Consider the following 17,838-nt stretch of genomic DNA (forward strand, 5'->3'; position numbering starts at 1 on the left):
CTGAGGGACAGACATGGCGGACTTTCTGGCAACACCACTGGGCACGTTCCTGCTCATCCTCGTGCAGGGCCTCGGCATCATCGCCTTCGTGATGCTGTCGCTTCTCTTCCTCGTCTATGGCGACCGGAAGATCTGGGCGGCGGTGCAGATGCGCAAGGGGCCGAACGTCGTCGGCGCCTTCGGTCTTTTGCAATCGGTGGCCGACGCGCTGAAATACGTGGTCAAGGAAATTGTGGTGCCGGCCGGGGCGGACAAGTTCGTCTTCTTCCTCGCGCCGATGCTGTCCTTCGTGCTGGCGATCCTCGCCTGGGCGGTGATCCCCTTCCATCCGGGCTGGGTGCTGGCCGACATCAACGTCGCGATCCTCTTCGTCTTCGCGGTCTCCTCGCTCGAGGTCTACGGCGTGATCATGGGCGGCTGGGCCTCGAACTCCAAATACCCGTTCCTCGGAAGCTTGCGGTCGGCGGCGCAGATGATCTCCTACGAGGTCTCGCTGGGCCTGATCATCATCGGGGTGATCATCTCGACCGGAAGCATGAACTTCTCGGCGATCGTTCAGGCGCAGGAAGGTTCCTACGGCCTCTTCAACTGGTACTGGCTGCCGCATCTGCCGATGGTGGTGCTGTTCTTCGTGAGCGCACTGGCCGAGACCAACCGCCCGCCCTTCGATCTGCCGGAAGCGGAATCCGAACTGGTCGCGGGCTTCATGGTCGAATATTCCTCGACCCCCTACCTTCTCTTCATGGCGGGCGAATACATCGCGATCTTCCTGATGTGCGCGCTGATGTCGATCCTGTTCTTTGGCGGCTGGCTGTCGCCCATCCCGTTCCTGCCCGACGGTTGGTGGTGGATGGTTGCCAAGATGTGGGTCTTCTTCTTCCTCTTCGCGATGGTGAAGGCGATCGTCCCGCGCTATCGCTACGACCAGCTCATGCGGATCGGCTGGAAGGTGTTCCTGCCCCTGTCGATCGGTTGGGTGGTGATCGTCTCGTTCCTGGCGAAATTCGAAGTGCTCGGCGGCTTCTGGGCGCGCTGGGCGATGGGGGGCTGATCATGGGACCGGCACGCACGACCGACTACACCCGCGCCGCGAAATACTTCCTGCTCTTCGATTTCATCAAGGGCTTCGGGCTCGGCTTCAAATACTTCTTCGCGCCGAAGGCGACGCTGAACTACCCGCACGAAAAGGGGCCGCTCAGCCCCCGGTTCCGTGGTGAGCATGCGCTCCGCCGATATCCGAACGGCGAGGAACGATGCATCGCCTGCAAGCTCTGCGAGGCCGTGTGCCCGGCGCAGGCGATCACCATCGACGCCGAACCGCGCGAGGACGGCTCCCGCCGCACCACGCGCTACGACATCGACATGACAAAGTGCATCTATTGCGGCTTCTGCCAGGAGGCCTGCCCGGTCGATGCCATCGTGGAAGGCCCGAACTTCGAATTCGCGACCGAGACGCGCGAGGAACTGTTCTACGACAAGGCCAAGCTTCTCGACAACGGCGCCCGCTGGGAGGCCGAGATCGCCCGCAACCTCGAACTGGACGCGCCCTACAGATGACCGACGCCTTTCAGAAACTCTTCGCGCAGATGATGGAGCAGGGCCAGGAGATGGCCCGCACCTTCAACCCTGCGCTGGAGAATTTCTCGGTCGCGGGCCTCGACAAGATGGTCCCCACCATGACCAAGGACATGATGGAGATGTGGTTCGGCAAGACCTTCAATCGCGAGGGGCTGGACGCCAAGACCCGGCTTCTGGTCACGGTCGCCGCGTTGACCGTGCTTGGCGCGCAGGCCGAGCCGCAGATGAAGCTGACGATCCGCCATGCGCTCGAAGCCGGGGCGACCAAGCGCGAGATCGCGGAAGTGATCTACCAGATGAGCATGTTCGGCGGGGTGCCCGCCATGACCAAGGCGCTCGAGATCGCCCAGGGCGTCTTCGACGAAGCCGGTGACAAAACGGGAGATGACGCATGAGTGTCATGGTGTTCGCGTTCTACCTTTTCGCCGTGACGGTCGTCGCGTCGGGGCTGATGGTGGTTCTGGCGCGCAACCCGGTCCATTCGGTCCTGTGGCTGATCCTCGCCTTCCTGTCCTCGGCTGGGCTCTTCGTCCTCTTGGGGGCGGAGTTCGTGGCGATGCTGCTGGTCATCGTCTATGTCGGCGCGGTCGCGGTGCTGTTCCTCTTCGTGGTGATGATGCTCGACGTCGATTTCGCCGAGTTGAAGGGCGAGATGGCGCGCTACATGCCGCTCGGGCTCCTGATCGGCGTGGTGATCCTGATGCAGCTCGGCATCGCCTTCGGCTCGTGGCAGACCGCCGAGACGGCCGAGGCCATGCGCGGCGCAGTGGCACCGGACGACGTGCAGAACACGGCCGCGCTGGGGCTGCTGATCTACGACAAGTACATCCTCTTGTTCCAGCTTGCCGGGCTGATCCTGCTGGTCGCGATGATCGGGGCGATCGTCCTGACGCTCCGCCACCGCAAGGACGTCAAGCGCCAGAACGTGCTCCACCAGATGTGGCGCGATCCGGCCAAGGCGATGGAACTGAAGGACGTGAAGCCGGGGCAGGGGCTTTGAGAATTGGCTGCGCCGCCTGAGGCGGCGTGCGTGACGAACCAAATCGGGCCAGGCCCGGAGGGACGAGAATGATCGGACTGACACATTACCTTGGCGTTGCCGCCGCTTTGTTCGTGATCGGCATCTTCGGCATCTTCCTCAACAGGAAGAACGTCATCGTCATCCTGATGTCGATCGAACTGATGCTCCTGGCGGTGAACATCAACTTCGTCGCCTTCTCCTCGTTCCTCCATGACCTCGTCGGTCAGGTCTTCACGATGTTCGTTCTGACCGTGGCGGCCGCCGAGGCGGCCATCGGCCTCGCGATCCTCGTCTGCTTCTTCCGCAACCGCGGCACTATCGACGTCGAAGACGTCAACGTGATGAAAGGGTAAAGCATGGAAACGATCATCCTCTTTGCCCCGCTGGTCGGCGCGATCATCGGCGGCTTCGGCTGGCGCGTGATCGGCGAGACCGGCGCGCTGGTGGTGACGACGGGCCTTCTGTTCCTCGCCTGCCTTCTGTCGTGGATCACCTTCCTCGGCTTCGACGGCACGACCCAGCATATCCATGTCCTCGACTTCATCCGCTCGGGGAGTCTGGACACGTCGTGGTCGATCCGTCTCGACCGGCTGACCGCGATCATGCTGATCGTGGTGACGACCGTCTCGGCGCTCGTCCACCTCTATTCCTGGGGCTACATGGCCCATGACGAGAACTGGCGCGAAGGCGAAAGCTACAAGCCGCGCTTCTTCGCCTATCTCTCGTTCTTCACCTTCGCGATGCTGGCGCTGGTGACGGCCGACAACCTCGTCCAGATGTTCTTCGGATGGGAGGGCGTCGGCGTCGCCTCCTACCTGCTGATCGGCTTCTACTACCGCAAGGCATCCGCCAACGCCGCCGCGATCAAGGCCTTCGTGGTCAACCGGATCGGCGACTTCGGCTTCGCGCTCGGGATCTTCGGGCTCTTCTACCTCGTCGACTCGATCAACATGGACGACGTCTTCGCCGCCGCCCCCACACTGGCCGAGACCAACCTGCGCTTCCTCTGGGCCGACTGGAACGCGGCGAACCTTCTCGCCTTCCTCCTTTTCGTCGGCGCGATGGGCAAGTCGGCGCAGCTTTTCCTCCACACCTGGCTGCCGGACGCGATGGAGGGCCCGACGCCGGTCTCCGCCCTCATCCACGCCGCGACCATGGTGACGGCGGGCGTGTTCCTCGTCTGCCGCATGTCGCCCTTGTTCGAATACGCGCCCGAGGCGAAGAGCTTCGTGATGTATATTGGTGCTGCGACGGCGTTCTTCGCGGCGACCGTGGGCCTCGTCCAGAACGACATCAAGCGCGTCATCGCCTATTCGACCTGTTCGCAGCTCGGCTACATGTTCGTGGCGGCCGGCGCGGGCGTCTACGGTGCGGCGATGTTCCATCTTTTCACCCATGCCTTCTTCAAGGCGATGCTGTTCCTCGGCGCGGGTTCCGTCATCCACGCGATGCACCACGAGCAGGACATGCGGAACTACGGCGGCCTGCGGGCGAAGATCCCCTACACGTTCTGGGCGATGATGATCGGCACGCTGGCGATCACCGGCGTCGGCATCCCGCTGACCGCGATCGGCTTCGCCGGCTTCCTGTCGAAGGACGCGATCATCGAAAGCGCCTTCGGGTCGGGCAACATGTTCGCCTTCGTGGCGCTGGTGGTGGCCGCGCTCTTCACCAGCTTCTATTCCTGGCGGCTGATGTTCATGACCTTCTACGGCAAGGCGCGCGGCGACCATCACGCGCACGACCATGCCCATGAAAGCCCGATGACGATGGTCGCGCCCTTGGGCGTGCTGGCCCTCGGCGCGGTCTTCGCGGGCATGCTCTGGTACAAGCCCTTCTTCGGCGATCACGACCGTATGCTGAGCTTCTTCGCGATGCCGCATCACGCCGAGGCGGCAGCGGAGGGGCATGGCGAAGCCGCGGCCACCACGACCGAAGCCACTGGCGACCATGCTGCGACGACCGAGGCTGCCACCGACCACACGGCGGCTGCGGCAGAGGGCGAGAACGCGGCTGTTTCTGCGGCCGAAGGCGATCACGCCGTCACCGCCGGGCACGCGCCGGAAGGGGCGATCTACATGTCCGAGGCATCGAACACGGTTCTCGACGACGCGCACCACGCGCCGGCCTGGGTCAAGGTCTCGCCCTTCGTCGCCATGCTGATCGGCTTCGTCACAGCCTGGGTCTTCTACATCAAGGATCCCTCGATCCCCGGACGCCTCGCGGCACAGCAGCCGATCCTCTACCGGTTCCTGCTCAACAAGTGGTATTTCGACGAAATCTACGACGCGATCTTCGTCGGGCCGGCGAAACGGCTGGGGTCGTTCCTGTGGAAGCGCGGCGACGGCAATGTCATCGACGGCACGATCAACGGGGTCGCGATGGGCTTTGTCCCGATGCTGACGCGGATCGCGGCGCGGATGCAGTCGGGCTACATCTTCACCTATGCCTTCGCGATGGTCATCGGCATCGCGGTGCTTCTTGTCTGGATGACGCTCTCGGGGGGCGCGCACTAATGGAAAACCTGCTTTCCATCATCACCTTCCTGCCCCTCGTCGCGGCGGCGATCCTCGCGCTCTTTCTGAAGGGCGACGATCCGGCGGCGCAGAGGAACGCGAAGTGGCTGGCCCTGATCGCGACGACGGCGACCTTCCTCGTCTCGCTCTTCCTGCTGTCGGGCTTCGTGCCCGCCGATACCGGGTTCCAGTTCGTGGAGGAGCGGACCTGGATCATGGGCCTGACCTACAAGGTCGGCGTCGACGGCATCTCCGTCCTCTTCGTCCTCCTGACCACCTTCCTCATGCCGATCACCATCCTGTCATGCTGGGAGGTGGACAAGCGGGTGAAGGAATACATGGTCGCCTTCCTCGTCCTCGAAGGGCTGATGATCGGCGTCTTCGTGGCGCTCGACCTCGTCCTCTTCTACCTCTTCTTCGAGGCCGGCCTCATTCCGATGTTCCTGATCATCGGCATCTGGGGCGGGAAGGAGCGGATCTACGCCGCCTTCAAGTTCTTCCTCTACACGTTCCTGGGCTCGGTCCTGATGCTCGTCGCGATGATCGCGATGTATGTCGATGCGGGCACGACCGATATCCCGACGCTCCTGACCCACCAGTTCTCGTCCGAAACGCTGAATGTCCTCGGCTTCCGGGTCGTGGGCGGCATGCAGACGCTTCTCTGGCTGGCCTTCTTCGCCTCCTTCGCGGTGAAGATGCCGATGTGGCCCGTCCATACCTGGTTGCCGGACGCGCACGTTCAGGCGCCGACGGCGGGCTCGGTCGTGCTGGCGGCGATCCTCCTGAAGATGGGGGGCTACGGCTTCCTGCGCTTCTCGCTGCCGATGTTCCCCATCGCATCCTATGAACTCGCCGGACTGATCTTCTGGATGAGCGCGATCGCGATCGTCTACACGTCGCTCGTGGCGCTCGCGCAGTCGGACATGAAGAAGCTGATCGCCTATTCCTCGGTCGCCCATATGGGTTACGTGACGATGGGCATCTTCGCGGCGAACCAGCAGGGCGTCGACGGCGCGATCTTCCAGATGCTGAGCCACGGCTTCATCTCCGGCGCGCTCTTCCTCTGCGTCGGTGTCATTTACGACCGGATGCACACGCGCGAGATCGACGCCTATGGCGGCCTCGTGAACAGGATGCCGGCCTATGCGCTGATCTTCATGTTCTTCACCATGGCCAATGTCGGCCTGCCGGGCACCTCTGGCTTCGTCGGAGAGTTCCTGACGCTGATGGGCATCTTCCAGGTCAATACCTGGGTCGCCGCCGTCGCCACTTCGGGCGTGATCCTGAGTGCCGCATATGCGCTCTGGCTCTACCGCAGGGTGGTCTTCGGTGACCTGATCAAGGAAAGCCTGAAGACCATCACTGACATGTCCCGCCGTGAAAAGGCGATCTTCGCGCCACTCGTCGCGATGACGCTTCTCCTTGGCATCTACCCGAGCCTCGTCACCGACATGATCGGGCCGTCGGTCTCCGCCCTTGTCTCCGAATACCACGCCGCCATTCCCGCCGATGCGGGGATGCAGGTGGCCAGCCACTGAAGGACGATACGCGATGATCTCCGCTGATTTCTCCGCCATCCTGCCCGAAGTGGTTCTCGTCCTTTACGCGATGGCCGCGCTCCTCGGCGCGGTCTACACCGGCAAGGACGAGATGACCGGCCCCCTGACCTGGGCGACGGTCGTCGTGTTCGTCGGCATCGCGGCCTGGATCGGGCTGTCGGGGTCGGGCGACCGGATGGCCTTCGGCGGCATGTTCACCGACGACGCCTTTTCGCGCTTCGCCAAGGTGACGGTGCTTCTGGCCGCCGCCGCGGTGCTGGCGATGAGCCAGGACTACATGGCGCGGCGCGGCCTTGCGCGGTTCGAATTCCCGCTTCTCGTGGCCTTCGCGGTCGCCGGCATGATGGTCATGGTCTCGGCCGGGGATCTCATGTCGCTCTACATGGGGCTGGAGCTGCAGTCGCTGTCGCTCTACGTCGTGGCGTCGCTGCGGCGGGACAGCGCCAGGTCGACGGAGGCGGGCCTCAAGTATTTCGTTCTCGGCGCCCTGTCCTCGGGCCTTCTGCTCTACGGCGCCTCGCTGACCTACGGCTTCACCGGGACGACCCTCTTCGCCGGGATCATCGAGACGATCCAGGGCGGGCATGTTTCGGTCGGTCTTCTCTTCGGCCTCGTCTTCCTGATCACCGGTCTGGCCTTCAAGATCTCGGCCGTGCCGTTCCACATGTGGACGCCGGACGTCTACGAAGGCTCGCCCACGCCGGTCACGGCCTTCTTCGCGACCGCCCCCAAGGTCGCGGCGATGGCGCTCTTCGCGCGGCTCGTCCATGACGCGTTCGGGGCCGCCGTGCAGGACTGGAGCCAGGTTCTGGCGCTTCTCGCGGTGCTGTCGATGTTCCTCGGTGCCATCGCCGCGATCGGGCAGACGAACATCAAGCGACTGATGGCCTATTCCTCGATCGCCCATATGGGCTTCGCGCTGGTCGGCCTTGCCGCCGGCACGCAGGCCGGGGTGCAGGCGATGCTGATCTACATGGCGGTCTATGTCGCGATGAACGTCGGCACCTTCGCCTTCATCCTGTCGATGGAGCGCGAGGGCGCCCCGGTGACCGATATCGCGGCGCTGAATCTCTATTCGAAGACGGCGCCGGTCAAGGCGCTTGCGGTGCTCGTGCTGATGTTCAGCCTTGCCGGCGTGCCGCCGATGCTCGGCTTCTTCGCGAAGTACGGCGTGCTTCTCGCGGCGGTGAATGCGGGGATGATCTGGCTTGCGGTGGCGGGGGCTGTGGCTTCGGTGATCGGTGCCTTCTATTACCTCCGCATCGTCTACTACATGTATTTCGGCACCGAGACCGACGCGCTCGACACCCGCATGGTGCCGGCGCAGTGGCTGTTGCTGATGGCCTCGGCGATCATCATGGTGGCGGGCGTCGTCAACCTCTTCGGGGTCGAGGGCGCGGCGGCGCTGGCGGCGGAAACCCTTGTCCGCTGACTGGACGGCGCTGTCCGGCTGGCCCGAGGGCGTGGTGCGCCACGTCCTAGACGAGGTGGACAGCACCAATTCCGAGGCGGCGCGGCTGGCGCCGCAGCTGAGCCAGCCGACTTGGATCTTCGCCCGCCACCAGACGGCCGCGCGCGGGCGCCGGGGGCGGCCCTGGGCCTTTCCCAAAGGCAACTTCGCCGCCACGCTGGTGATGCGCCCGGCGGGTGACCCGGCCGCGGCAGCGCTGCGCAGCTTCGTCGCCGCCCTGGCGCTCGCCGACGCGCTCGACGTGATCGCGGGGCCGGGCGCGACGATCTCACTGAAGTGGCCGAACGACGTCCTTCTCAACGGTGGAAAGGTCGCGGGCATCCTACTGGAAAGCGCGGGCCAGGGCGGCGCGGTCGGCCATCTGGCGATCGGGATCGGCGTGAACCTTGTCGATGCCCCGCCCGCCGATGCGGTGGAGCCGGGCGCGCTCAGACCCGTCTCGCTGATGGGCGAGACCGGGGTCCGCATCGCGCCCGAGACGCTCCTCGACTATCTTGCCGCGGCTTTCGCGCCTTGGGAGGCGCAGCTTGCCACCTACGGATTCGGACCGATCCGCACCGCCTGGCTCGCACGGGCCGCGAAGCTCGGCCAGACGATCACCGCCCGCACCGGAACCGAGGTGATCGAGGGCCGGTTCGAAACCATCGCCGAGGATGGCGCGCTGGTCATCGCGACGGCGCGGGGCCGCCGCTCCGTTCCCGCCGCCGACGTCTATTTCTGAGGGAGGCCCCGATGCTCCTCTGCATCGATACCGGCAACACCAATACCGTCTTTTCCGTCTGGGACGGGACGCGGTTCCGCTGCACCTTGCGGACCGCGACAGAGCATCAGCGGACGGCGGACCAGTACTATGTCTGGTTCTCGACCCTGATGGAGCACCACAAGGTGCCGGTCGAGATCGACGAGGTGATCATCTCCTCGACCGTGCCGCGCGTGGTGTTCAACCTCCGGGTCCTCTGCGACCGCTATTTCAACTGCCGGCCGTTCGTCGTCGGAAAGCCCGACTGCGCGCTGCCGGTGGCGCCCCGCGTCGATGAGGGCACCACGGTCGGCCCGGACCGGCTGGTGAACACCGTGGCCGGCTTCGACCGGCATGGCGGCGACCTCATCATCGTCGATTTCGGCACCGCGACGACCTTCGATGTGGTCGATACCGATGGCGCGTATATCGGCGGCGTGATCGCGCCGGGCGTCAACCTGTCGCTCGAGGCCCTGCACATGGCCGCCGCCGCCCTGCCGCATGTCGACATCACGAAACCGCAAAACGCCATCGGCACGAATACGGTTGCCTGCATGCAGTCGGGCATCTACTGGGGCTATGTCGGCCTGGTCGAGGGGATCGTGAAGCAGATCCGGATCGAGCGCGAACGGCCGATGAAGGTGATCGCGACAGGGGGGCTCGCGCCCCTCTTCGATCAGGGCACGGAGATCTTCGACAGCGTCGAGGATGATCTGACGATGCACGGGCTGGTGCTGATCCACCGCTACAACAAGGAACTGGAACACGCATGAGCACCAAGGACCGCCTGATCTATCTCCCGCTGGGCGGGGCCGGCGAGATCGGCATGAACTGCTATGTCTTCGGCTACGGGCCGGAAGGCAAGGAGCGGCTGATCGTCGTGGATCTTGGCGTGACCTTCCCGGACATGGACGGCTCTCCCGGCGTCGATCTGATCATGCCGGACATCACCTGGGCGGCGGAGAATGCCGACCGGATCGAGGCGATCTTCATCACCCATGCGCACGAGGATCATGTCGGCGCGCTCGGCCATCTCTGGCCGCGTCTGAAGGCCCCCGTCTATGCCCGCGCCTTCACCGCCGCCATCGCGACCCTGAAGATGGAGGAGCAGGGCCAGCCCCTCGACGTGATCCGGATCGTGAAGCCGCGCCCGGAAGTGGTGGAGGCCGGCCCCTTCAAGGTGCAGTTCGTCCCTGTCAGCCATTCGATCCCGGAAAGCTCCGCGCTCATCATCGACACGCCGGCAGGGCGGATCGTCCACACAGCCGATTTCAAGCTCGACGGGACGCCCATCGTCGGCGAGCCCTTCGACCCCGAGGAATGGCACCGGATCGCCCATGAGGGGGCGGGCGTGAAGGTGCTGACCTGCGATTCCACCAACGTCTTCTCACCCCTGCCGGGGCGGTCGGAAGCATCGCTCGCCGGACCGCTCAGCGAGTTGATCGCGGCGCAGGAGGGGATGGTCGTCGCGACCACCTTCGCCTCGAACGTCGCGCGCCTGAAGACGCTGGCCGAGGCGGGCAAGGCGGCGGGTCGCTCCGTCTGCCTGCTCGGCCGGGCGATGAAGAAGATGATCACGGCAGCGGTGGAGACCGGCGTCCTGACCGATTTCCCGTCCATCATCCAGCCGGAAGAGGCGGTCGAGGTCTCGCGCGGGAACCTGATGCTGATCGTCACGGGCAGCCAGGGCGAACGCCGGGCCGCTTCGGCGCAGCTCGCGCGCGGCAAGTATCTCGGGCTCGAGATGAAGGAGGGGGATACGTTCCTCTTTTCCTCGAAGACCATTCCCGGCAACGAACGTGGCGTGATCCGGGTCATGAACGCGTTTTCCGAGATGGGCGTCGACGTGGTGGACGACCGTAACGGGCTCTATCACGTCTCCGGTCACGCCAACCGGCCGGACCTCGAGGCGGTGCACGACCTCTTGGCGCCGAAGATCCTGCTGCCCATGCATGGCGAGCACCGGCACCTGCGCGAACATTGCCGGATCGGGATCGCCAGGGGCATCGCCGCCGAACTGGCGGTGAACGGGACGATGGTCGACCTCACCGGGGACGAGCCGGACGTGGTCGAATATATCGAGACCGGGCGGACCTATCTTGACGGGTCGGTGCTGATCGGGGCGCTCGACGGGGTCGTGCGCGACCGGATCCGCATGGCGCTGAACGGGCATGTGGTGGCCACCGTGATCCTCGACGAGGACGAGGCGCCCCTGGGCGACGCCTGGGTGGAGATCAAGGGCCTGTCCGAAACGGCGAAATCCGCTGCCTCGCTGGTCAAACGGATCGAGGGTGAGTTGAACGAATTCCTCGACACGGCCGGCGCCAAGGTTCTGCGCGACGACGACAAGATGGACGAAGCGATCAGGCGGATCGTCCGTCAGGTGTCGATGGAAGAGGTGGGCAAGAAACCCGAGGTTACGGTGGTGACGAGCCGCCTCGTCGCGGAGTGATTGCCGCAGGCCGGTTCGTTTTCCTGCGGTTCCGGGGTATCCTGCGCCGTGCATTCGGCGCGGGGAGGGGCAAATGGAAAGCGCGATCCGGGCGGCCACAGGCGCGGATCTGGAGCGGATGGGCGCGCTGCTGACGGTGGCCTTCGCCGCCGACCCATTCGTGCGATGGATATTGCCCGATCCGCATATCTTCACGCAGAGCAATTACGATTATGCGCGGCTGAACGCCGAACCCGGGTTCGCGCAAGGGGCCAGCCACATCATCGGCGATGGCTGGGGAATGGCGATCTGGCAGCCGCCCGGTATCGCGCCCGATCCGATGGCGCTGGAGGCGAACATGCGCACGCATTTCGCGCCTGACCGGATCGCAGGATTTCAGGCACTGATGGCGGCGTGCGAACCCTATCACCTGCACGAGTCGCATTGGCATCTGTCGCTGATCGCCGTCGATCCGGCGCATCGGGGCCGGGGGCTCGGGGCGCGGCTTCTGGAGCACGGGCTGGCCGCGTGCGACAGGGACGGCTTGCCGGTCTATCTGGAATCGACCAACGCACGCAACCTGACGGTCTATCAGCGCCACGGATTCGAACTGCTGGCAGAGGTGCGGATCGACGGGTCGCCCTGCCGCTATCCGATGCGGCGGCCGGCGCGATAGGTTCGCGCCGGGACAGTCCTCGTTCAGACCTTCTCGGTCTTCAGCCCGCGCATCAGGAAATCGGGCACATGATCGCCCATCCCGACCACGGGTTCGTCGCGGCCGCCCCGGTCGCGGCGATCCTCGTCGCGGCGGCGTTCGGGCTTGCGTTCGGATTTCTTGTCGTCCCGACGGTCTTCGCGGCGCTCCTGACGGTCCGGCCTGGGGGTTTCCTCAGCCGGTGCGGTCGTCGCGGCTGTGACAGACGGGCTCACCGGCTCCAAAGGGGCTTCCTCGCCATGCGGCTTGATGGGCCGGCTGCGGCGGTCGTCGCGGCTGCCGCGATCCCGGCCGCGCGACTTGCCCTTGTCGTCGTCCTTGCGCGGCGGGCGCTGCGCCGCTTCGCTGAGCGTGAACCCTTCGGGCGCGTCGACGCGCGGCAGTTTCGCCTTCACGAGATGTTCGATCGCGTCGAGGTATTTTTGGTCGGCGGGCGTCGCGATGGTCACCGCGACACCCTTGCGCCCGGCGCGGCCGGTGCGGCCAATGCGGTGGACGTAATCCTCGGCATGGCTCGGCACGTCGAAGTTGAAGACATGGCTGACGGCTGGAATGTCGAGCCCGCGCGCGGCGACGTCGGAAGCGACGAGGAACCGCACGGAGCCGTCGCGGAATCCGTCGAGGGTCTTCATCCGCTGGCTCTGGTCGAGGTCGCCGTGGATCGGGGCGGCGTTGAGGCCATGCGTCTTCAGCGACTTGGCGAGGATGTCGACCTCGGTCTTGCGGTTGCAGAAGAGGATCGCGTTGGTGCAGGCTTCGCCCTCGGCCGCGATCACCGCGCGCAGAAGTTCGCGCTTCTGCTTGGCGGTCTGGTCCTTGCGGGTCGGCGTCAATTCGATCAGCCGCTGTTCGATGGTCTCCGAGGTCGTCGCCTGGCGCGCGACCTCGATCCGGGCCGGCGTGTGCAGGAACGCGTTGGTGATGCGCTCGATCTCCGGCGCCATCGTCGCGGAGTAGAAGAGCGTCTGACGGGTGAAGGGCGTCAGCGAGAAGATGCGCTCGATATCCGGGATGAAGCCCATGTCGAGCATCCGGTCGGCCTCGTCCACCACCATGATCTGCACGCCGGTCAGCAGAAGCTTGCCGCGTTCGAAATGGTCGAGCAGACGGCCCGGCGTGGCGATCAGCACGTCGACGCCGCGGTCGATGAGCTTGTCCTGCTCGGTGAAGGAGACGCCGCCGATCAGAAGCGCCTTCGTGAGCTTGGTGTGTTTCGAATAAACATCGAAGTTCTCGGCCACCTGTGCCGCGAGTTCCCGCGTGGGCGCAAGGACCAGCGAGCGCGGCATGCGCGCGCGGGCGCGGCCGCGGCCGAGAAGCGTGATCATCGGCAGCGTGAAAGAGGCGGTTTTCCCGGTCCCGGTCTGCGCGATACCGAGTACGTCACGGCCTTCGAGCGCGGGCGGAATGGCGCCGGCCTGGATCGGGGTGGGGGTTTCATAGCCGGCTTCGGCAATGGCTTGCAGGACCTTGGGGTCCAGCTTCAGGTCAGAAAATTTGGTCATCAGCGTCCATCGGATGCGGTATCGGACCGCAGGGTGAAGGGACGCTACAGCCCGGGCGCCCCGGCAAGATCCCACCGGATGTGGGTGCTGTGGCGTACTGCACTTTCGCGGCAAGGTCAATCTGCCGGGGGAAGTGGCCCCCGAAAGGGTGGCGCCGCCCGCTTTGGGGGGAAGCGGACGGCGCCTTGGCTTGGGTATTTGGGTGGGTGTGTTTTGGGTGGGTACTCTTGTTACTGCCGATAGCGCCCGATGCCTGTTTGAACCTACCCGCGACGGCGGCGCAGAAGCGCCGCAAGTCCCAGGCCGGACAGCAGGAGAGCCCCGCCGGCCGGCACGGGCACGGCCGCCATGTCGAGACGGATCGCCCCGAGATGGTTGCCGACCACTCCCGGCGAACGTGCGAGCACGTCCATCGAGATCAGGTAGTCCCCCGGCCCGAGAAGGAACGCGCCCGAGCTGTGGTCGCCGTCGGCGAGTGCTGCGTCGAAGTTCATTCCGGTATTGGCCGAAGGTGTCACCGGGGCGGAGGTCGTCCCGAGCGACAGGGTGTTGGCGAAGACCTCGAACTGATCCCCGGCCAGGAAGCCATCGACGATCGTCAGGATGGCATTCGCGGCAAGGGAGAAGCTGTATCTCCGCATGACGGTGGTGCCAACGTCGCCGAACGCAAATCTGTTCCATCCGCTGTCGGCGACGAGGTCGATGACCGCGGCGCGGGAAGGCCCGGCCGAAACCATCGCGGCTGCCACAGCCAGCGCTTTGATCGAGACATTAATCATGGCAGCTCCGGTATTGTTGCGGGTGGTAGGTCAATCCTTTGGTGAAATGAGACAATTTTGAGGCAATCTGGGCAGTTGTTGCCAAATGAGAAACAGACAGGCCGCATTCAGCCCACAATTGCGCGTCGGGGAACGATGGCGGCGGAAATCTGCCTATGGTTGACAAGAAATTGCCTTGTTCGCGCGCCCAGGAGTGCCGAAAAAATTGGCATTTTTGGCATGGGCGGGAACAATTGCCATGATTCGAACAGGATTGGATTCGTCTTCGAACCCACTGTTCAATCTCCCGAAACCGCCTTGCGGATGGGGAAATTTCCACCATTTTGGACCCTCGCGATGCGATCCTAATGGGTCTCATTGTCGGGCCGCGCGCCCGGGACTAGGGTTGTCCCCGCATGACGAGGGACCAGGCCGACGATGCCGCCGATTTACGTGATCAACCTCGACCGGGCGCCGGACCGGCTGGCCGCGATCGCCGCCGGGCTTGACGGGTTCGGACTTTCCTGGCGCCGCGTCGAGGCGATCGACCGTCTCGCGGTGTCGGACGACTGGCTGACAGCGGAGTTCGGCGCGGGCGAGCTGTCCCGCGCCTTTCCCGCGACGCCGGGCGACATGGCGTGTTCGCTCAGCCACCAGGCGCTTTGGCGCGAGATCGCGTCGGGCGAGGCTGAGGCGGCAATCGTGCTGGAGGACGATGCGCGGCTTTCCGACGCGTTCGTTCGGCTTGCGAGCGCCGATCTCGCCGGGCACATGCGGCGCCACGGCATGGGGGCCCTCAAGATCGAGTTCTGGCCCGGCCCGCAACAAAGCCGCCGCTTTCCGGTCGGCCAAGACCTCGGCCCGATCACGGGGGGCATGCGGCTCTACCGGATGCGGAGCGGGTTCCTCGGCACCTGCGGCTATGTCCTCACCGCAGATGCCGCGCGGCAGCTATTGCGCCGCTTCCCGAAACTCGGTGTGCCGGTCGACCATTTCCTCTTCGGACCCGAGGCCGCTTTGGGCTTCGATCTTCTCAGGCCCGGTTTCGTCAATCCCGCGCCCGTCCTTCACGATGTGGCTCGGTTCGGCTCGGATATCGGCCCGGCGCGGAGCGAAGGCAAGCGAACGATTGGACGGCGGCTCCGCGACCACGTCGCGCGCCGCAGGCTTGCGGCCGAAACGCGCCGGGGCGAGGTGGAGCGGGTCGAGATGCGGTTTGCCGGCGAGGACTGAGCGCGGCTCAGATCATCATCTCTTTCGTGGCCGAAAGCTGCAGCGCCGGGTGGTCGCGCACGATCCGGTCGATGTCCCACTGAAGCCGGGTGAGATAGACGATGTCGCCGTCGTGGTCGTGGGCGATATGGCCCTTGTTGGCGTTCACGAACTTCTCGACATCGGCCTTCGGGCCCGTCACCCAGCGGGCGGAGGTGAACTGCGTGGGCTCGAAGCGGACCGGCAGCGAATATTCCAGCTCGATCCGGCTGGCCAGAACGTCGAACTGGAGCGCCCCGACGACACCGACGATGAAGCCCGAACCGATCGCGGGCTTGAAGACCTTGGCGGCACCTTCCTCGGCGAACTGCGTAAGCGCCTTCTCAAGGTGCTTGGCCTTCATCGGATCGCCCGCGCGCACGGTCTGCAACAGTTCCGGCGCGAAGCTCGGGATGCCGGTGAAGCGCAACGCCTCGCCCTCGGTCAGCGCGTCGCCGATGCGGAGCTGGCCGTGGTTCGGAATGCCGATGATGTCGCCCGCCCAGGCCTCTTCCGCAAGTTCGCGGTCGGCGGCGAGGAAGAGGACCGGATTGGAGATCGCCATCTGCTTCTTCGAGCGGACGTGCAGAAGCTTCATGCCGCGCTCGAAGTGGCCCGAGGCGAGGCGGACGAAAGCCACCCGGTCGCGGTGCTTGGGGTCCATGTTGGCCTGCACCTTGAAGACGAAGCCGGCGACCTTGTCCTCTTCCGGCGCGATCTCGCGTTCGGCGGCCTTCTGGACCTGCGGCTCCGGCCCGTATTCCCCGATGCCCTTCATCAGTTCCTTGACGCCGAAGGAGTTGATCGCGGAGCCGAACCAGATCGGCGTCAGATGCCCTTCGAGGAAGGACTGGCGGTCGAAGGCGGGCAGAAGCTCGCGCGCCATCTCCAGTTCCTCGCGGAGCTTCGTGAGCTGGGCGGCCGGGATGTGGTCGGCAAGCTTCGGATCGTCGAGCCCTTCGATCTTTATCGACTCGGCCACCCGGTTGCGGTCGGCGCGGTCCATCAGTTCCAGCCGGTCGTGCAGGATGTCGTAGCAGCCGAGGAAGTCGCGGCCCATGCCGATCGGCCAGGACGCGGGCGTCACGTCGATGGCCAGGTTTTCCTGGATCTCGTCGATGATCTCGAACGTGTCGCGGGCCTCGCGGTCCATCTTGTTGCAGAAGGTCAGGATCGGCAGGTCGCGGAGCCGGCAGACCTCGAAAAGCTTGCGGGTCTGGCTTTCCACGCCCTTCGCCCCGTCGATCACCATGATCGCCGCATCGACGGCGGTCAGCGTCCGGTAGGTGTCCTCGGAAAAGTCCGAGTGGCCGGGCGTGTCGACGAGGTTGAAACGGTAGCGCCCGAAATCGAACGACATGGCCGACGCCGAGACCGAGATGCCCCGGTCCTGTTCCAGCTTCATGAAGTCCGACCGCGTGCGGCGCGCCTCGCCCTTGGCGCGGACCTGTCCGGCCATCTGGATCGCGCCGCCGAACAGCAGGAACTTCTCGGTCAGCGTGGTCTTGCCCGCATCGGGGTGCGAGATGATGGCAAAGGTCCGCCGCCGGGCGATCTCGGCGGGAAGGTCTGGGCGGTTGGTGGGCGTCTGAAGCATGGCCCGGGCATATAGCGGCAGGCGCGTGTGAAGGGAAGGGACCGTCAGCCGATCTTGCGGACCGTATCGCCACACCGGACGGTGCCGTCCTTCGTCACCCGCCCGTAGATTCCCCGCAGGCGCAGCGCCTTGCCCTCTCCGGTATTGACGAAGAGGCAGGCATCGCGGCCATAGCGGTCGATGAAGGACTGGCAGCCGTTATGCGGCGTGTCGGTGATGACAAGCTCGACCGAACCAAGGGCGAGCCGCGTGCCGGGCTGCATGTTGGCGGGCGACGTATCCATGTCGAGAAAGAGGTTGTCGCCGGCGGCGCCCCAGTTCTCGACCGCGCCCGCGATCGCCTCGATGCAGCGCGCGTTCATGATGCAGATCTGCACGTCGGGATGGGGCTTGCCGTCCCCGGTCGAGAGCCAGCAGCCCTTCGCCCAATGGTCGCCCTCGACCCCGCCCGCGAGGCTGAGTTGCGCCACCTCCGGCATGTGCCGCGCCCCCGGTTCCGGGCGGACGACGATCGCCCTCACCGTGCCGTCATCCTTCGGCGCGGCCATGATGCGGGGCAGGGAGGTCAGAAGCTCTTCCCGGCTCCGGAAGCGATCGACGGCAGGATGAATGGTCTGAGTCATCAGCTTCTCCGATAGGGCTGCGATTGCCGGTCGCAGAATAGCCCATCGCGCGCCATTGGAAAACGCCACGGAGC

Annotated in this window: 17 protein-coding genes; 13 read left to right on the top strand and 4 right to left on the bottom strand. The window is 65.2% G+C overall.

Features of this window, described 5'->3' with window-relative positions; translation table 11 throughout:
* The first annotated feature begins 13 nt into the window (after positions 1-13).
* From nuoH to V5734_RS08305, 12 genes are all read left to right on the top strand, one after another.
* Complete coding sequence (nuoH, locus tag V5734_RS08250; protein ID WP_347313026.1) at positions 14-1,051, top strand: NADH-quinone oxidoreductase subunit NuoH; 1,038 nt, start codon at positions 14-16, stop codon at positions 1,049-1,051.
* A gap of 2 nt (positions 1,052-1,053) precedes the next feature.
* A complete protein-coding gene (gene nuoI, locus V5734_RS08255; protein ID WP_347313027.1) occupies positions 1,054-1,557 on the top strand; it encodes an NADH-quinone oxidoreductase subunit NuoI in 504 nt (167 codons plus the stop codon).
* Positions 1,554-1,973 (top strand): carboxymuconolactone decarboxylase family protein, encoded by a 420-nt coding sequence (locus V5734_RS08260; RefSeq protein ID WP_347313028.1) that lies wholly within the window; start codon positions 1,554-1,556, stop codon positions 1,971-1,973. Before nuoI ends, V5734_RS08260 begins: the two co-directional genes overlap by 4 nt.
* Positions 1,970-2,578 (top strand): NADH-quinone oxidoreductase subunit J, encoded by a 609-nt coding sequence (locus V5734_RS08265; protein WP_347313029.1) that lies wholly within the window; start codon positions 1,970-1,972, stop codon positions 2,576-2,578. The genes V5734_RS08260 and V5734_RS08265 overlap by 4 nt, the downstream gene beginning before the upstream one ends.
* A gap of 68 nt (positions 2,579-2,646) precedes the next feature.
* Entirely contained in the window at positions 2,647-2,952 is a 306-nt protein-coding gene (gene nuoK, locus V5734_RS08270) for an NADH-quinone oxidoreductase subunit NuoK (RefSeq protein WP_263333366.1), read from the top strand.
* A gap of 3 nt (positions 2,953-2,955) precedes the next feature.
* A complete protein-coding gene (gene nuoL / locus V5734_RS08275) occupies positions 2,956-5,115 on the top strand; it encodes an NADH-quinone oxidoreductase subunit L (protein WP_347313030.1) in 2,160 nt (719 codons plus the stop codon).
* The gene (locus V5734_RS08280; protein ID WP_347313031.1) at positions 5,115-6,653 is read left to right on the top strand and encodes an NADH-quinone oxidoreductase subunit M; all 1,539 of its coding nucleotides are present in this window, start codon (positions 5,115-5,117) and stop codon (positions 6,651-6,653) included. The genes nuoL and V5734_RS08280 overlap by 1 nt, the downstream gene beginning before the upstream one ends.
* A 13-nt stretch (positions 6,654-6,666) precedes the next feature.
* Positions 6,667-8,106 carry an NADH-quinone oxidoreductase subunit NuoN gene (nuoN, locus tag V5734_RS08285; RefSeq protein WP_347313032.1) on the top strand — a complete coding sequence of 480 codons (1,440 nt, stop codon included), beginning with the start codon at positions 6,667-6,669 and terminating at the stop codon, positions 8,104-8,106.
* Positions 8,107-8,116: 10 nt separating this feature from the next.
* Entirely contained in the window at positions 8,117-8,866 is a 750-nt protein-coding gene (locus V5734_RS08290) for a biotin--[acetyl-CoA-carboxylase] ligase (RefSeq protein ID WP_347313595.1), read from the top strand.
* Positions 8,867-8,877: 11 nt separating this feature from the next.
* Positions 8,878-9,657, top strand: a complete 780-nt coding sequence (locus V5734_RS08295) for a type III pantothenate kinase (protein ID WP_347313033.1) — start codon at positions 8,878-8,880, stop codon at positions 9,655-9,657.
* A complete protein-coding gene (locus V5734_RS08300) occupies positions 9,654-11,336 on the top strand; it encodes a ribonuclease J (protein ID WP_347313034.1) in 1,683 nt (560 codons plus the stop codon). Before V5734_RS08295 ends, V5734_RS08300 begins: the two co-directional genes overlap by 4 nt.
* A gap of 73 nt (positions 11,337-11,409) precedes the next feature.
* Complete coding sequence (locus V5734_RS08305) at positions 11,410-11,991, top strand: GNAT family N-acetyltransferase (protein ID WP_347313035.1); 582 nt, start codon at positions 11,410-11,412, stop codon at positions 11,989-11,991.
* A gap of 23 nt (positions 11,992-12,014) precedes the next feature.
* Here V5734_RS08305 and V5734_RS08310 read toward each other — a convergent pair whose 3' ends face one another.
* Positions 12,015-13,535 (bottom strand): DEAD/DEAH box helicase, encoded by a 1,521-nt coding sequence (locus tag V5734_RS08310; RefSeq protein ID WP_347313036.1) that lies wholly within the window; start codon positions 13,533-13,535, stop codon positions 12,015-12,017.
* 263 nt (positions 13,536-13,798) lie between these two features.
* Positions 13,799-14,314, bottom strand: a complete 516-nt coding sequence (locus V5734_RS08315) for a hypothetical protein (protein WP_347313037.1) — start codon at positions 14,312-14,314, stop codon at positions 13,799-13,801.
* Positions 14,315-14,731: 417 nt separating this feature from the next.
* Here V5734_RS08315 and V5734_RS08320 point away from each other — a divergent pair, with 417 nt between their 5' ends.
* On the top strand, positions 14,732-15,526 hold the full coding sequence (locus V5734_RS08320) for a glycosyltransferase family 25 protein (RefSeq protein ID WP_347313038.1): 795 nt from the start codon (positions 14,732-14,734) through the stop codon (positions 15,524-15,526).
* Between the two features lie 7 nt (positions 15,527-15,533).
* Here V5734_RS08320 and V5734_RS08325 read toward each other — a convergent pair whose 3' ends face one another.
* Together V5734_RS08325 and V5734_RS08330 are read right to left on the bottom strand one after the other, a co-directional pair.
* The gene (locus V5734_RS08325; RefSeq protein ID WP_347313039.1) at positions 15,534-17,141 is read right to left on the bottom strand and encodes a peptide chain release factor 3; all 1,608 of its coding nucleotides are present in this window, start codon (positions 17,139-17,141) and stop codon (positions 15,534-15,536) included.
* A 44-nt stretch (positions 17,142-17,185) separates the two neighbouring features.
* Positions 17,186-17,764 carry an MOSC domain-containing protein gene (locus V5734_RS08330; protein ID WP_347313040.1) on the bottom strand — a complete coding sequence of 193 codons (579 nt, stop codon included), beginning with the start codon at positions 17,762-17,764 and terminating at the stop codon, positions 17,186-17,188.
* Between the last annotated feature and the right edge of the window lie 74 nt (positions 17,765-17,838).

Source organism: Defluviimonas sp. SAOS-178_SWC, assembly GCF_039830135.1.
GTDB lineage: Bacteria > Pseudomonadota > Alphaproteobacteria > Rhodobacterales > Rhodobacteraceae > Albidovulum.

Excerpts from the sequence above, each read along its gene's own strand:
- nuoI (WP_347313027.1), top strand. The coding sequence starts at position 1,054 with ATGGGACCGGCACGCACGACCGACTACACCCGCGCCGCGAAATACTTC.
- V5734_RS08330 (WP_347313040.1), bottom strand. The coding sequence starts at position 17,764 with ATGACTCAGACCATTCATCCTGCCGTCGATCGCTTCCGGAGCCGGGAA.
- nuoN (WP_347313032.1), top strand. The coding sequence starts at position 6,667 with ATGATCTCCGCTGATTTCTCCGCCATCCTGCCCGAAGTGGTTCTCGTC.
- V5734_RS08280 (WP_347313031.1), top strand. The coding sequence starts at position 5,115 with ATGGAAAACCTGCTTTCCATCATCACCTTCCTGCCCCTCGTCGCGGCG.
- V5734_RS08305 (WP_347313035.1), top strand. The coding sequence starts at position 11,410 with ATGGAAAGCGCGATCCGGGCGGCCACAGGCGCGGATCTGGAGCGGATG.
- V5734_RS08310 (WP_347313036.1), bottom strand. The coding sequence starts at position 13,535 with ATGACCAAATTTTCTGACCTGAAGCTGGACCCCAAGGTCCTGCAAGCC.
- V5734_RS08295 (WP_347313033.1), top strand. The coding sequence starts at position 8,878 with ATGCTCCTCTGCATCGATACCGGCAACACCAATACCGTCTTTTCCGTC.
- nuoL (WP_347313030.1), top strand. The coding sequence starts at position 2,956 with ATGGAAACGATCATCCTCTTTGCCCCGCTGGTCGGCGCGATCATCGGC.
- V5734_RS08315 (WP_347313037.1), bottom strand. The coding sequence starts at position 14,314 with ATGATTAATGTCTCGATCAAAGCGCTGGCTGTGGCAGCCGCGATGGTT.
- V5734_RS08320 (WP_347313038.1), top strand. The coding sequence starts at position 14,732 with ATGCCGCCGATTTACGTGATCAACCTCGACCGGGCGCCGGACCGGCTG.
- V5734_RS08300 (WP_347313034.1), top strand. The coding sequence starts at position 9,654 with ATGAGCACCAAGGACCGCCTGATCTATCTCCCGCTGGGCGGGGCCGGC.
- V5734_RS08325 (WP_347313039.1), bottom strand. The coding sequence starts at position 17,141 with ATGCTTCAGACGCCCACCAACCGCCCAGACCTTCCCGCCGAGATCGCC.
- V5734_RS08265 (WP_347313029.1), top strand. The coding sequence starts at position 1,970 with ATGAGTGTCATGGTGTTCGCGTTCTACCTTTTCGCCGTGACGGTCGTC.
- nuoK (WP_263333366.1), top strand. The coding sequence starts at position 2,647 with ATGATCGGACTGACACATTACCTTGGCGTTGCCGCCGCTTTGTTCGTG.
- nuoH (WP_347313026.1), top strand. The coding sequence starts at position 14 with ATGGCGGACTTTCTGGCAACACCACTGGGCACGTTCCTGCTCATCCTC.
- V5734_RS08260 (WP_347313028.1), top strand. The coding sequence starts at position 1,554 with ATGACCGACGCCTTTCAGAAACTCTTCGCGCAGATGATGGAGCAGGGC.